Source organism: Saccharopolyspora sp. ASAGF58, assembly GCF_012277335.1.
Lineage (GTDB): Bacteria > Actinomycetota > Actinomycetes > Mycobacteriales > Pseudonocardiaceae > Saccharopolyspora > Saccharopolyspora hattusasensis.
Window position 1 is genome coordinate 394,394 of record NZ_CP040605.1, and the last position, 12,300, is coordinate 406,693.

A 12,300-nucleotide genomic window follows, 5' to 3' on the forward strand; every position below is an offset into this window, starting at 1 on the left:
GCATGTGTCAGGCAGCCGGCAAGCAAACCCGGACGACGAGCCCGCCCTCGTCACGTGGCCGAGCAGTGACGGAACCGCCATGTGCTTCGGTGATCGCTCGCACCACCGAGAGTCCGAGGCCGCTGCCCGGGGGCGGGCTCGCCCTGTTGAAGCACAACCGCCTGAATGGTTCGAACAATTGGTCGATCTTGGTGGCGTCGATGTGGGTACCGCCGTTCGCGATCTCTAGGACGGACTCGGTCGGCGTGCCGCCGGTGCGTACGAACACCCAGCCGCAGGGTTCATTGTGGACGAAAGCGTTTTCGATGAGGTTGCGGATCAGTTGTTCGAGCAGGGCGGCGTCACCACGGACCTTGGTCACGTCGAGTTCCGATCTGGGCTCGATCTGTTCGTCGTTCCTGGCGATTCGCTCGTGCAGGATGTCGTGAGTGAGGTCAGCTAGGTTGACGGTGTCTCTCCTCTCGACGGTTTCAGCGTTTTGGGCCAACGCGAACAGGCCAGTGAGTACGCGCTGTTGATGGTCCAGGCTGGCCAGGAGTTTGCGGCCCAGCTCTATGGTCCCGGTTTCGGCGTCAGGCCGCGTCATCGCCACCTCGGTGACCGCTCGCTGCGCCGCTACCGGGGTCTTCAGCTCGTGAGCGGCGTTCGCGAGGAATCTGCGCTGGCTGGCGAACGAACGCTCCAGCCGCGCCAGCATGTGGTCGAAGGCATCGGCGAGTTCCTTGATCTCGTCGTTGGGCCCGGATAGGCAAATGCGCGTGCTCAACTCCTGGTCAGCCGCCCGTCGAGCAGCACTCGTGATGGACCGGACCGGGCGCAGCGCCCGCCGGGCCGTCAACCACCCGAGGACAGAGGCCACCGCCATGACGATCGCCAGGGCGACGACACCGTTTTCGAGCACGGACGAATAGGTCAAGGTGCCGGCAACATCGACGAGTTCCGGATCTTCTGGATCAGTCATCGGCGTCACCCCAAGCTCGGGGGCGACGTCCAATGGCGACGAGCCAGGAATCACGGGGGCGCTCGTGGCACCCATTGGGGTTACCGGCTGCGCCATCAGCAGAATCAGGCCGAGCATTATCCCGCCCGTGACCGCTGTCAGCATCACGTACGCGAGTGTCAGCCTGACCCGCAGCGGCCAGCGTTTCACGGGATCCGGTACCCAACACCGGAGACGGTCTCGACAGGCGAGGGATCGCCCAGCTTGCGCCGCAGCGTTGCCATGGTTACGCGCACGACGTTGGTAAAGGGATCGATGTTCTCGTCCCATGCCGTTTCCAACAGTTCCTCCGCCGAAACGACCGCACCATCCGCACGAAGCAATTCTTCGAGGACAATGAATTCCTTTTTGGTCAAGGAAACCGGGCGTTCGTGACGCGTGACCCGGTGCCGCGCCGGGTCCAGGGCGATGCCTGCGCGTTGCAATACCGGCGGTACAGCCGGCCTGCTCCGTCGTCCCAGTGAGCGCACTCTAGCGACGAGTTCGGTGAAGGCGAACGGTTTGGGCAGATAATCATCCGCACCGAGTTCAAGTCCAGCGACTCGGTCGGCGACCCCGGACGCAGCGGTGAGCAGCAGGATCCGTGTCTCGCGACGCTCCGCGATGAGCGAGCGGCATACTTCGTCGCCGTGCACCAATGGGAGTCCGCGGTCGAGTACAACGACGTCGTAGCTGGTGCTGACGCATCGCTCGAGCGCGGCGGCACCGTCATAAACGACGTCCACGGCAAGTCCGCTATCCCGCAAACCCTCACCCACCGCGTCCGCCATCATTCTCTCGTCCTCGACCACCAGTACGCGCATAGCATTCCTATACCACAGTGCGCGCCGCCCTCGACGAGCGAAAAGTGCGTACGGGCAACACAGTCTGCACCTTCCACCCTAAAGAAATGATAAGGCGCTGCCTGACGCTCAACCAACACCAGATCAGGCACTCTAGCGCTAGTTCCGATGAACATTCGGAATGAAAACCGGAAACCATTCGGAGATTTTCACATGAAGACAATGCGAATCGCGCAGTCACTCACGTTGGCCGGCCTGGCCGTTGTCGGTCTCGCCACCACGTCCGCAGCGGCTCTCGCCGGAGGCACTACTGAGAGCCCCACGCATCCGACTCCGCCCATCGAATGCACGCCGGACGGCGTGCCGGCACCGACGCTGCCCATCTCCAGCTACGACCCCAGCGAGGTGCCAGGCGTTCCGGCCAATCCCATCTACTGCGTGCCCGCTGGCGAGCCAGGTGTTCCCCCTTCGGACGCGCTGAAGGCATGACACGCTGAAAGGTGAGTTGTTGCCGGGCGGGACGACCGCCCGACAACAATTTAGCCGGCTCATTGAGCCAAGCTGCCTCGCATGGACACCCCGCTGCGCGCCCGGTCGGGGCCGGTAGGGGACCCGGTGCCCGGCTGGGTCCCGACGCGGCGCAATTTCGCGAGAAATCGACCGTCACCCGGGTGAAGGCACATTTCTCGCGAAATTGCGCCAACCCCGGGTGACGGAGAATGCTTGTAGGGCACCGTGAGGGTCGCGGGCTGGGAGAAGCTGACCGCCATGTCGGCGCGACGGGACGCGATCTTCGGCATCAACGCGGGATTCTTCGTGATGGAGGACGAGGACGGCGTCCCTGGAGCCGCTGCGGGCTGGAACCGGGTGTCGGCTGGGACGTCAAGACGGAGCGCAAGGGCGTCGGGATCTTCACCATTACCACGCACGGCGTGGAAGCCCACTCCGGGTACAACCCACCGATGGTGCCAGCGCTACCACTCGCTGGCCGAGATCATCAGCCAGCTCACCGGAGAAGCCGACCACGAGCGTGGAACCACGATCAACGTCGGCACCGTCAGCGGTGGCACCGCCCGCAACGTCATCGCGGGGAAGGCCAGCTGCCTCATCGACATCCGGGTCAGCGCCACATCTCTGCGCGCGCCGCTCGAACCGATCAGCGTCGGTGTCGGCAGTGATGCGAACTTGTTTCCGCGTTTGGCCTTCCGGTGCTCGACGGGCTCGGCGCCAGCGGTGATGGCGATCACGCCCGGCACGAGCCCGTGATCGTCGACGACATCCCGGATCGAGTCGCGCTGGTCGCCGGAGTGCTGAGTCGAATCGCCGACGCCCCGGCGTGAGTTGTCGTTCATCGGGCTCAGCAGGCACTTCTTGATCTGGCGCGGGGCGCGGCTGGCGGTTCGCGCCGCCTACACTCACGTCTAGGGCCCGTGAGTACTTTCGGGTGCTATAGCCCCCAAAAGTGCTCACGGGCCCAACGGTGGCGAACGTCTGCAGGAAGGTGCCCCCGGAGTGATCAACAAGAGTCGGCTCACCGTGCTGCTGGTGCGCACGGCACTTTTCTTCGTCGCTGCCGTGGTGCTGGGCTTCATCTACGACTGGCCGTCGTTCGCGGTCATCGCAGCGGTGCTGACCGGCGCCGCCGCGCTGGTGCAGCTCGGCGGCGTGCTGTGGCTACGGCGCACCGAGCGCAACGACCCGGAGTCCGCGAAGGAGCCGGTCAGGCCGGACGGCTTCCTCTGAGGCCACCTTGCCCGCATTACCCCCTAGGGGTATAACGGTGGTGTCGCCGGAGCACCCGAGGAGGTCGCGATGCACGGCTACACCCAGAACAAGGACGACTACGCCAAGCGACTGCGCCGTATCGAGGGCCAGGTGCGCGGCCTGGCGCGGATGATCGACAACGACGAGTACTGCATCGACGTGCTGACCCAGGTCTCGGCGACCACCAAGGCCCTGCAGGCGGTGGCCCTCGGGCTGCTTGACGAGCACCTCAAGCATTGCGTGTCCGAGGCGGTGGCCGAGGGCGGCGGGCAGGCCGCCGAGAAGATCCGCGAGGCCAGCGACGCGATCGCCCGGCTCGTCAAGTCCTGAACCCAGCCCCGGTATGGTTGCTGTCGTGCAGGCGCGTTCGAGGCTCGTGCGGTGGGGACTCCTGGTGGTCCTCGCACTCGGCGTGGTGCTGATGCACCACATGCCCGCGCAGCACCACGAGTCCCACCCGCCCGCCGCGCCCGCCGCGGCCGCCATGCACGCCGGGATGCCGACCGAGCACAGCGAACCGCCCGCCGCGGCCGCCATGCACGCCGGGATGCCGACCGAGCGCCGCGAACTGCCCGCAGCGCCGGACCACGGCCTGCTGCACCTTTGCCTAGCGATCGCCGCCGGGTTCATCGCGCTCCTGCTCCCCGTCCTGCACCGCATCGCCAGCGCCTTGGCCGGGACCCCGAAGCCGCTCGCGATAACGGCGTTCACCCGCTTCCGACCGCCCACCCCGGTGCCCCGGCGGTTGGCGATGTTGTGCGTGCTTCGGCGCTGATCGGCAGCCGAGCGGCCACGGAACCCGTGGCCTGCTTCCGCATGCCCGATTCAGCGCACGAAAGACGAGGACAACACATGAAGCGCACGCGCGTGCTCACCGCTGCCATCGGCGCGGCCGCAGCAGCGGCCGTCCTGGCCGGTTGCGGCGGCGGTGACGACATGAGCAACATGCCCGGCCACGGGGCGCCGACCAGCGCGAGCCAGCCCGGCGCCAACCCGCAGGCGGCGAACAACGCGGCCGACGTCACGTTCGCGCAGGGCATGGTCCCGCACCACGAGCAGGCGATCGAGATGTCCCGGCTGGCACCGGAGCGGGCCCAGTCCGAGGAGGTCAAGAACCTGGCCCGGCAGATCGAGGCCGCGCAGGGCCCGGAGATCCAGACGCTCACCGGCTGGCTGCGCGACTGGGGCGCCCCAGCGTCCATGCCCGGCATGGACCACGGCGCCATGGGTCACGGCGACATCGGTCACGGCGACATCGGTAACGGCGACATGGGCGGCATGATGTCGGACACCGAGATGCAGCAGCTCGAACGGGCTCGCGGCGCGGAGTTCGACCGGCAGTTTCTGACGTTGATGATCAAGCACCACGAGGGCGCGGTCGCCATGGCGCAGACCGAGCTCACCAGCGGCCAGTTCCCGGCGGCGAAGCAGCTGGCGCAGCAGATCATCGACACCCAGCAAGCCGAGATCGAAACCATGCGGGGCCTGCTCTCCCAGGGCTGACCAGCTCTTGAGCGAGGGGCACCCGCGACCCAGGCCGCGGGTGCCCCTCAACCGCTCGACTTCGGCGTGGCGCCGGCGCAGGTCAGGACTTGACCAGCCGCGCGATCGCCTCGCTGGCCTCGCGCACCTTCTCGTCGGCGTTCTTCCCGCCCTCGGACAGCGCCTCGGCGACGCAGTGCTTGAGGTGCTCGTCGAGCAGCCGCAGGGACACCGCCTGCAGGCCCCTGGTGGCCGCGGAGATCTGGGTCAGGATGTCGATGCAGTACTTGTCCTCCTCGATCATCCGGGCCAACCCGCGGACCTGCCCCTCGATGCGCGCCAAGCGCTTCAGGTAGTTGTCCTTGTCCTGGGTGTATCCGTGCATCTCCGCTCCCATCGCCACCGGTCCGGGCTAAAGGTTACCCCCGGCCGGTAGTGGGCCGGCCGGATCGACCAGCACTGTCCGCTGTGGACATTCAGCCCGTTGGCCGAGCACGCGTCCGGACATGAATCTTGCTCGATCAACCCCGGGTTCACTTCGCCGCAGGAGGTGTACCGGGGCACCGCGGCGGGTAGGGCGACTGGTGCCAGCCAACGCAAGATCACCGGAGGTGGTAGCAGTGGCCGCAACAGCTCGGTTGCCCAAACCCGTCAGCGAAGCCTGGCACTGGCAGCTCCAAGCGGCCTGCCGCGACGTCAACGTGGGCCGGTTCTTCCACCCGGAGAACGAGCGCGGCAGCGCCCGCGACAACCGCGAGCGCCGGGCGAAGAGCATCTGCCGGAAGTGCCCGGTCATGCGGCAGTGCCGGACCCATGCGCTGAAGGCCCGCGAACCATACGGCGTCTGGGGCGGCCTAGGCGAGCGCGAGCGGCGGGATCTCATCGCCAGCGGCCGGACGTCCTGAAGCGCCGCCCGGTACGTGGGCGATTTCGCGCGAAATCGACGAGCCGCTCGCGTGAGGAACGCCGATTTCGCGCGAAATCGCCGCCGGAGCGACCAGGGAGGGGCCCGGGTGGAGGGGCCCGGGTGGAGCGACCCGGGTGGAGCGACCCGGGTGGAGCGTTCCGCCGAGGGGCGGGAAGCGATGGGCGATCGACCCGGTGTTACGACACCGGGTCGACCCGGGAAATTCATTTGACATCTCCCGGGGCACGATTTAAGTCCACAATGGATGATTAGTGACGTTAACATAAATCGGCCGAAATCCGGCGCTGCTCAACGGATTTCCGGCCGATCGCGACCAGTGTAGCCCGCATCACAGCGAATTCGTCGCGGCACCGGGAACAAAGAGATCGACCGGATTGCTGAAACCCGAGTCAGATTCCCCAAGTCCTCCCGCGGTGAATTCGAAAGGTAACGATGGACAACGTTGCGGTGCACAGCCCATCGGAGGCACACCGTGCACAACCGGTGGCCGATGAGCCAACCGGATTCGAGCGGTTCCGGGTGATCCTCGTGCTGGGAGCGCTCATCGCCCTCGGCCCCCTGACCATCGACATGTACCTGCCGGCGCTGCCTGCGATCGGCAACGACCTGCAGGCCTCCGCATCCGCCGTGCAGCTGACCCTCACCGGCACGCTGCTCGGGCTCGGCCTGGGCCAGCTGCTGATCGGCCCGTTCTCCGACATCGTCGGCCGGCGGACTCCGCTGATCGCGGGGACCGCCCTGCACATCGTCGCGTCGGTGGCGTGCCTCATCGCGCCGAACGTCGCGGTGCTGGGCGCGCTGCGCACGCTGCAGGGCGTCGGCACGGCCGCGACCATGGTCGTCGCGATGGCCGTGGTGCGCGACCTGTTCAGCGGCCGTGCGGCGGCCACCGCCCTGTCCCGGCTGATGCTGGTGATGGGCGTGGCGCCGATCCTCGCGCCGACGCTGGGCGGCGCCATCCTGCTGGCCGGTTCGTGGCGCGGCGTGTTCGGCGCGCTGGCGATCCTGGGCGCGATCCTGCTGGTCGTCGCCATCTTCGCGCTGAAGGAGACGCTGCCGCCGGAGCGCCGCCAGGCCGCGGAGTTCCGCCCGGTGCTGCGCACCTACCGGTCCCTGCTGACCGACCGCGACTTCGTGCTGCTGGCGATCGTGGCGGCGCTGGCGATGTCGGCGCTGTTCTCCTACATCTCCGGCTCGTCGTTCGTGCTGCAGGAGCAGTTCGGCCTCAACCAGCAGGCGTTCGGACTGGTCTTCGGCGTCGGCGCGGTGGCGCTCATCGGGGCGTCGCAGTTCAACGTCGTGCTGCTCAACCGGTACACGCCCAGGCAGATCGTCACCGGCGCGCTGATCGCGGCGACCGCCGCCGGATTGGTGCTGACGGCGCTGACCACCACCGGGACGGGCGGACTGTTCGGGTTCATCGTGCCGTTGTGGCTGGTGCTGGGCGCGATGGGCTTCGTGCTCCCGAACGCCCCGGCGCTCGCGCTGTCCCGGCACGGCGAGGCCGCGGGGACCGCTGCCGCGCTGCTCGGCGCCGGGCAGTTCGGCCTCGGCGCGCTGATCGCGCCGCTGGTCGGGCTCCTCGGCAACGACGGCCCCGCGATGGCGATCACCATGACCGGCGGCGCCGCGGTCGCTCTGCTGGCCCTCGGCGTGGTGGTCAAGCTCGGCCGCGGCGCCGAGCCCGCCTTGTGACCGATGGCCGGAGACAGGGCATAACGGGCGGGGTTAACATCACGGCTGGGCGGCGGGACGCGCCGCCCAGCCGTGAGGAGGAATGGATGTCGGAGCTGCCGCCCGAGCCGGAGAGCATCGACCTCGACAAGCCCAACGCGGCCCGGGTTTACGACTACTACCTCGGCGGCAACCACAACTTCGCGATCGACCGCCAGATGGCCGAAGAGGCCATCCACATGTGGCCCGAGCTGCCGCTGATCATGCAGGCCAACCGCGCCTTCCTGCGGCGGGCCGTGCAGTACTGCGCCGAGCAGGGCATCCGCCAGTTCCTCGACCTCGGCTCAGGCATCCCGACCGTCGGCAACGTGCACGAGGTCGCCCAGGGCGCGGCGCCGGACTCCCGCGTGGTCTACGTGGACACCGATCCGGTCGCGGTCGCCTACAGCAAGAACCTGTTGCGGGACAACCCGAACGCCACGATCGTCCGCGCGGACCTCCGGGAGCCGGACCAGGTCCTCGACTCCCCCGATCTCGCGGAGCTGCTGGACCTGAGCCGGCCGGTGGCGCTGATGATGGTCGCGGTCCTGCATTTCGTCGGTGACGAGTCCCGGCCCAACGAGATCGTCGCCAGGTACCGCGAAGCGCTCGCGCCGGGCAGCTTCCTCATCCTTTCGCACGCCAGCGCCGATGGGCGACCCGACGTGGCACCGTCGCACGCCGACCTCTACCGGCAGCGCACCACCACGCCGTTGACCATGCGCACGCGCGCCGCGGTCACCGAGTTCTTCGACGGGTTCGAACTGATCGATCCGGGTGTCGTGACCCTGCCGCTGTGGCGTCCGGTCGCCGCGGCCGACATCGCCGAGCACCCCGAGCGGTTCACCGGCCTCGCCGGCGTCGGCCGCAAGCTTTGCTGACATGGACTACTGAAGGCCGGGGGATGCCAGCCTTCCGGTACCGCTCGTTCTCCCGTCGAACGTCATCGGTCGTCTCGTTCGAACGTGATCCGGCCGGTCAGGTCCATGCCGGTGACCGGCCGGGAATCGTGGTGCACCGCCAGGCACACCGCGGTGGACACCGAACCGCGCGGGGCGATTTCGACGAGGTTCCCGCCGTTTGCCCTCGCCTGCTCGACGCCGCCCGCGGGGATCGTCGACGCTGGCTCGGCCGCGAAGACGTATTCCGTTCGGTACCAGGGCAATCCGGGTGTCGCGTTGCCTTCGAACCACAGCCAGGCGTTCGGCAGCACGTCGCCGTTCCACGCCATGGCCATGCCCAGGTCGCCAGCGGCGCTCGTGATCGACACCCAGTGTTCGGTGAAATCACCGAAGTACGCGAGCGTGGCCTGACCGGGACCGCCGGGCGGCAGCGTCGACAGCTCCGAGACCGGCCACGCGAGCGTCGCACCGGCTTCCACTACGGGACCGGACGTCGGGTCCACCGTTAGCTTCTGCGCACCCGATGCGATCCGCGCCCCCGGCGTCACCAAGGGTGCTCCGAAGGCCGGGTGGTGCACGATCGCCACCGAAACCGGGTCGGGACTCTCGTTGTGGAACGTGTCCGCCACCTTCAGCACCGATCCGTCCAGCACCAGCTGCCGCCGAATCCGCAGCGGAGCCTGGCTCAACCGCACCGAAAGGGTCGCAGAGTCCGAAGTGGACTCCTCGACCTTCCAGCGCAGCAGGCAGGCTTCGCCGTGAAAACCCCAGGTGCCGCCCGCGACGTTCGACGCATCGCCGGCGTTCGGGCACAGCAGCTGCCAACCACCCTGGTACAACGCCTGCCAGGACTGGCGGGACTCCGGCGCCCACGGCCCGGGCTGGGCCGAATCCGCCCACGGCGTGCGGTAGAGCAGCTGCGCGCCGGTCCGGGCATCGGTCAGCGCGGTGATGTCCGCGCCCCGGTCGGGCGTCAACCGCACCGCCAGGTGGTCGTTTCGCAATTCGAGTTCAGTCGTCACGGAACACCGCCGATCGCTTCTCCAGGAACATCGCTTCTCCAGGAACGTCGCTACGCCTACCTGTGCATCATCGTTGGTGTAGAGCCAGAACAACACCTGCTGTTCGCCGGTAAATCGTTTTACCCGGAAGGCCGGAAATGCCCGGCCCCGGGTCGAAGCCACTCCGCCGGGCCGCGAAAGGACGGACCGTAGACTTGCGGTCAAGGTCAAGGATGACTTCTGGAGTGGATGCGCATGTGGGAGCGGTTGTCGCCGGGGTCGGTCGCCAATCAGGTCAAGCTGCAGATCATGCAGGCGATCGAATCGGGGCGGTACAGCCCGGGCGACCGGCTTCCACCGGAACGCGAGTTCGCCGAGCTGCTCGGGGTGAGCCGGCCGACGGTGCGCGAGGCGATCGGCGCGCTGAAGGGTAGGGGCGTGCTCCTGGTGGTGCACGGCCGCGGCGTGTTCATCGCCGAGCCCGAGACCGCCCGTGAGCTCCGCGAGGCGCTGGCCACCCAGCGCCATTCGATCAGCGAGTTGTTCGCGATGCGCGAGGTGCTGGAGGTGCCTGCGGCTGGTTGGGCCGCCGAGCGCCAGGACACCGCTGCGCTGCAGCGGGTTTCGGACGTACTGGAGAGCATGGTGGAGGCTGCCGAGCAGGTACCGCGCGACTTCGACCGCCTGCAGCAGCTCGACGCCGACTTCCACCTGGCCATAGTGGAGGCGGCCGGCAACAAATTCCTGCAGCAGACCCTCGGTGTCCTGCAGCAGATCCTGCACCAGGGCATGCAGACCACGTTGATGGTGCCCGGCCGGGTGGAGATGGCTCGCGAAGACCACCAGCGGATCCTCGACGCGCTGCTCGCCGGCGACGCCGAGGCGGCCCGGCAGGCCACCCTGCACCACGTGCACTCGGCCCGCTCCACCGCCATGCAGCGCTTGGCCGAGCGCGCCCAAGCGACCGGGACCGCGCGGCCCGGGTGATCGGCCGTCGGGCCAAGCGGGATCGGCCGTCGGGGCGCGGATCTCCCGTTGCTGTCAGAGGGAGTCCCGTTCCGCTTCGGGGATCGGCGTGGCCGCGCGAGCGCGGTCCAGGAGGCTGCGCACGCCCGCCACGACGTCGGCGTCGCGATCGGCGAGCCAGGTCAGCATCGCGTGGTCCTTGCTGTCCAGGTCCACGCCGTTTAGCGGAGCTCGCAGCAGCGCGAGGTTCACCGTCGTTCTGCGGGACCGGGCATCCCGCCCGGCTTGCATCTCGTTGCGCACCCAGTGCCGGTTCACGACCTGGAGCAGCCGGCGCGTCTCCGCGTCGGACAGCCCCGCGTCCAGCGAGTTAACCACGACACCATCCATGGCAGCGCCTCCTCGCCTGCGTCCATTCCACATCGTGCTCTGCGTACCCACCCCTGCGGAGCAGTTCCAGGGACGAAAGTCCCGGCAGTTCAGACGCGGTGATGCCGCCTCCCCGACGCCGCTCGACCACACCCCGCGGCCGGAAGATCCTCCGACGCGCCTGCTCACGACGCACTCAGTTGACCAAGGACCACCCATGTGGGTGCGGCCCGAGGACGCTGAAGATCCGTTGCAGGGCATAGACTTCCGCCCCGTGACTGCAGTACCGCACACCTCGACCGAGGCAGCCCTGCGCGACGCGGTGGACACAGCACTCATCGATTTGCTCACCGCGCAGCACAATCCCGGGGACCGAGCGCACCAGGCGTTGACCCGCGCGGTCGGCTTCCTGGACCAGCACCCGCATATCGAGATCTCCGACGACGCCGCGTCCGCGGTTCGCACCGCCGCAGACCGCCTGGCCGAGGGCGCCCGCGACGACGCGCGAACCGCCCTGGTGACCGCCCGCAGCCAACTAGCCGCGCCCGGCTCCCGGCTGAACTCCCGCAACACCGGCTGAAACGCCCGGGAAGCGGGTGCCGGGCACGCGCGTGGCGAGCCACGACGCGTGTCCGTTTTACTGCGGAACCGGCTCACCCCGCGGCTGCTCGTCGCGGTGCACCCCCTGCCTGAGCCGGTCCGCCAGTTCCTCCAGGAACCAGTTCAGCACCGACTCCGCCGCTTCCACGTCGGCGGCCGCACCCCTCCCCACAGCTTCCTTGCGCGCCCGCCCAGCAATCCTGATCTCCTCGCACAACTGCTCGTACGGGAGGTCGCTGCACCTCGTGAACAGATCCATTTGAGACCACTCCGTGGCCATCGAGGGACCGGGGACTCGCGTTGCAGCGGGTCCCCGACCTCTCGCCCCCATTTTTTTGCGTGCCCTCGAATCGGATCGAGGACGGCCGATCGGCTATTTCGTGCGCACCTGTCTGAACCATATCTCGCAACGCCAACAGTCGCCTCCCCCGTTCGGGGTTATGTTGGAAATTTACCATCATGACTACGTGAAATACAGTCACAATTCGACCGCGAAGGTCCGCGAAGCCGGTACCCGCAGCGGAGCACCCGAATAGGTTGCCACCCGGAAATGGATCATCGCAGCCAGCTGTTCAAGATCGGCATCCCGCAGGAGCTCGGCGGCCACGAGTTCTCACCCCGCCAGCAGATCGAGACGGTTCAGCAGCTGTCCTATTTGGACGCGTCGGCGGCGCCGGCGGCCCGGCCGTCCCGGAGTCCCGGCGGAACTTCCTCGCACTGGGTCCTGAGCCGAAGCAGCAGTGGGGTGATGCCCAGGCGGTGTGCGGTTGCGGGCCCATGTTGTCCGAGCAAC

At 68.0% G+C, this 12,300-nt stretch carries 18 protein-coding genes; 11 read left to right on the forward strand and 7 right to left on the reverse strand.

Going from position 1 to position 12,300, the window contains the following annotated elements; all coding sequences use genetic code 11:
* Positions 1-7 precede the first annotated feature (7 nt).
* Positions 8-1,150: a HAMP domain-containing sensor histidine kinase gene (locus tag FDZ84_RS01590; RefSeq protein ID WP_168584386.1), complete on the reverse strand. Its 1,143-nt coding sequence runs from the start codon at positions 1,148-1,150 to the stop codon at positions 8-10.
* On the reverse strand, positions 1,147-1,803 hold the full coding sequence (locus FDZ84_RS01595; RefSeq protein WP_168584387.1) for a response regulator transcription factor: 657 nt from the start codon (positions 1,801-1,803) through the stop codon (positions 1,147-1,149). Before FDZ84_RS01595 ends, FDZ84_RS01590 begins: the two co-directional genes overlap by 4 nt.
* Positions 1,804-1,995: 192 nt before the next feature.
* On the opposite strand from FDZ84_RS01595, the gene FDZ84_RS01600 reads away from it, so the two are divergent.
* The 6 genes from FDZ84_RS01600 (at position 1,996) to FDZ84_RS01625 (ending at position 5,049) form a co-directional block, all read left to right on the forward strand.
* On the forward strand, positions 1,996-2,271 hold the full coding sequence (locus FDZ84_RS01600; RefSeq protein WP_168584388.1) for a hypothetical protein: 276 nt from the start codon (positions 1,996-1,998) through the stop codon (positions 2,269-2,271).
* Positions 2,272-2,601: 330 nt separating this feature from the next.
* Positions 2,602-3,048 carry a peptidase dimerization domain-containing protein gene (locus FDZ84_RS01605; RefSeq protein WP_246869108.1) on the forward strand — a complete coding sequence of 149 codons (447 nt, stop codon included), beginning with the start codon at positions 2,602-2,604 and terminating at the stop codon, positions 3,046-3,048.
* Between the two features lie 246 nt (positions 3,049-3,294).
* The gene (locus FDZ84_RS01610) at positions 3,295-3,525 is read left to right on the forward strand and encodes a hypothetical protein (RefSeq protein ID WP_210435390.1); all 231 of its coding nucleotides are present in this window, start codon (positions 3,295-3,297) and stop codon (positions 3,523-3,525) included.
* Between the two features lie 69 nt (positions 3,526-3,594).
* Positions 3,595-3,876, forward strand: coding sequence for a metal-sensitive transcriptional regulator (locus FDZ84_RS01615; protein WP_168584389.1), 282 nt, complete (start codon positions 3,595-3,597; stop codon positions 3,874-3,876).
* A gap of 25 nt (positions 3,877-3,901) precedes the next feature.
* Complete coding sequence (locus FDZ84_RS01620) at positions 3,902-4,321, forward strand: hypothetical protein (protein WP_168584390.1); 420 nt, start codon at positions 3,902-3,904, stop codon at positions 4,319-4,321.
* A 77-nt stretch (positions 4,322-4,398) separates the two neighbouring features.
* A complete protein-coding gene (locus FDZ84_RS01625; RefSeq protein WP_168584391.1) occupies positions 4,399-5,049 on the forward strand; it encodes a DUF305 domain-containing protein in 651 nt (216 codons plus the stop codon).
* Between the two features lie 82 nt (positions 5,050-5,131).
* Here the strand turns inward: FDZ84_RS01625 and FDZ84_RS01630 are convergent, their stop codons facing one another.
* Positions 5,132-5,413, reverse strand: a complete 282-nt coding sequence (locus FDZ84_RS01630; RefSeq protein ID WP_168584392.1) for a metal-sensitive transcriptional regulator — start codon at positions 5,411-5,413, stop codon at positions 5,132-5,134.
* 235 nt (positions 5,414-5,648) lie between these two features.
* Here FDZ84_RS01630 and FDZ84_RS01635 point away from each other — a divergent pair, with 235 nt between their 5' ends.
* The 3 genes from FDZ84_RS01635 (at position 5,649) to FDZ84_RS01645 (ending at position 8,550) form a co-directional block, all read left to right on the forward strand.
* The gene (locus FDZ84_RS01635) at positions 5,649-5,933 is read left to right on the forward strand and encodes a WhiB family transcriptional regulator (protein ID WP_168584393.1); all 285 of its coding nucleotides are present in this window, start codon (positions 5,649-5,651) and stop codon (positions 5,931-5,933) included.
* Positions 5,934-6,388: 455 nt separating this feature from the next.
* Complete coding sequence (locus tag FDZ84_RS01640; RefSeq protein WP_168584394.1) at positions 6,389-7,651, forward strand: multidrug effflux MFS transporter; 1,263 nt, start codon at positions 6,389-6,391, stop codon at positions 7,649-7,651.
* An 86-nt stretch (positions 7,652-7,737) separates the two neighbouring features.
* Complete coding sequence (locus tag FDZ84_RS01645) at positions 7,738-8,550, forward strand: SAM-dependent methyltransferase (protein ID WP_168584395.1); 813 nt, start codon at positions 7,738-7,740, stop codon at positions 8,548-8,550.
* A gap of 62 nt (positions 8,551-8,612) precedes the next feature.
* On the opposite strand, the gene FDZ84_RS01650 is transcribed toward FDZ84_RS01645, so the two are convergent.
* On the reverse strand, positions 8,613-9,593 hold the full coding sequence (locus FDZ84_RS01650) for a DUF4432 family protein (protein WP_168584396.1): 981 nt from the start codon (positions 9,591-9,593) through the stop codon (positions 8,613-8,615).
* 228 nt (positions 9,594-9,821) lie between these two features.
* On the opposite strand from FDZ84_RS01650, the gene FDZ84_RS01655 reads away from it, so the two are divergent.
* On the forward strand, positions 9,822-10,559 hold the full coding sequence (locus FDZ84_RS01655) for a FadR/GntR family transcriptional regulator (RefSeq protein ID WP_168584397.1): 738 nt from the start codon (positions 9,822-9,824) through the stop codon (positions 10,557-10,559).
* 54 nt (positions 10,560-10,613) lie between these two features.
* Here the strand turns inward: FDZ84_RS01655 and FDZ84_RS37585 are convergent, their stop codons facing one another.
* Positions 10,614-10,928, reverse strand: a complete 315-nt coding sequence (locus FDZ84_RS37585) for a hypothetical protein (RefSeq protein WP_210435391.1) — start codon at positions 10,926-10,928, stop codon at positions 10,614-10,616.
* A 196-nt stretch (positions 10,929-11,124) separates the two neighbouring features.
* Between FDZ84_RS37585 and FDZ84_RS01665 the strand changes: the two genes are divergently transcribed.
* Entirely contained in the window at positions 11,125-11,487 is a 363-nt protein-coding gene (locus FDZ84_RS01665) for a hypothetical protein (protein ID WP_168584398.1), read from the forward strand.
* 57 nt (positions 11,488-11,544) lie between these two features.
* On the opposite strand, the gene FDZ84_RS01670 is transcribed toward FDZ84_RS01665, so the two are convergent.
* Together FDZ84_RS01670 and FDZ84_RS39905 are read right to left on the reverse strand one after the other, a co-directional pair.
* Positions 11,545-11,766: a hypothetical protein gene (locus FDZ84_RS01670; protein WP_168584399.1), complete on the reverse strand. Its 222-nt coding sequence runs from the start codon at positions 11,764-11,766 to the stop codon at positions 11,545-11,547.
* 219 nt (positions 11,767-11,985) lie between these two features.
* Positions 11,986-12,114: a hypothetical protein gene (locus tag FDZ84_RS39905; RefSeq protein ID WP_256413647.1), complete on the reverse strand. Its 129-nt coding sequence runs from the start codon at positions 12,112-12,114 to the stop codon at positions 11,986-11,988.
* Positions 12,115-12,300 lie beyond the last annotated feature (186 nt).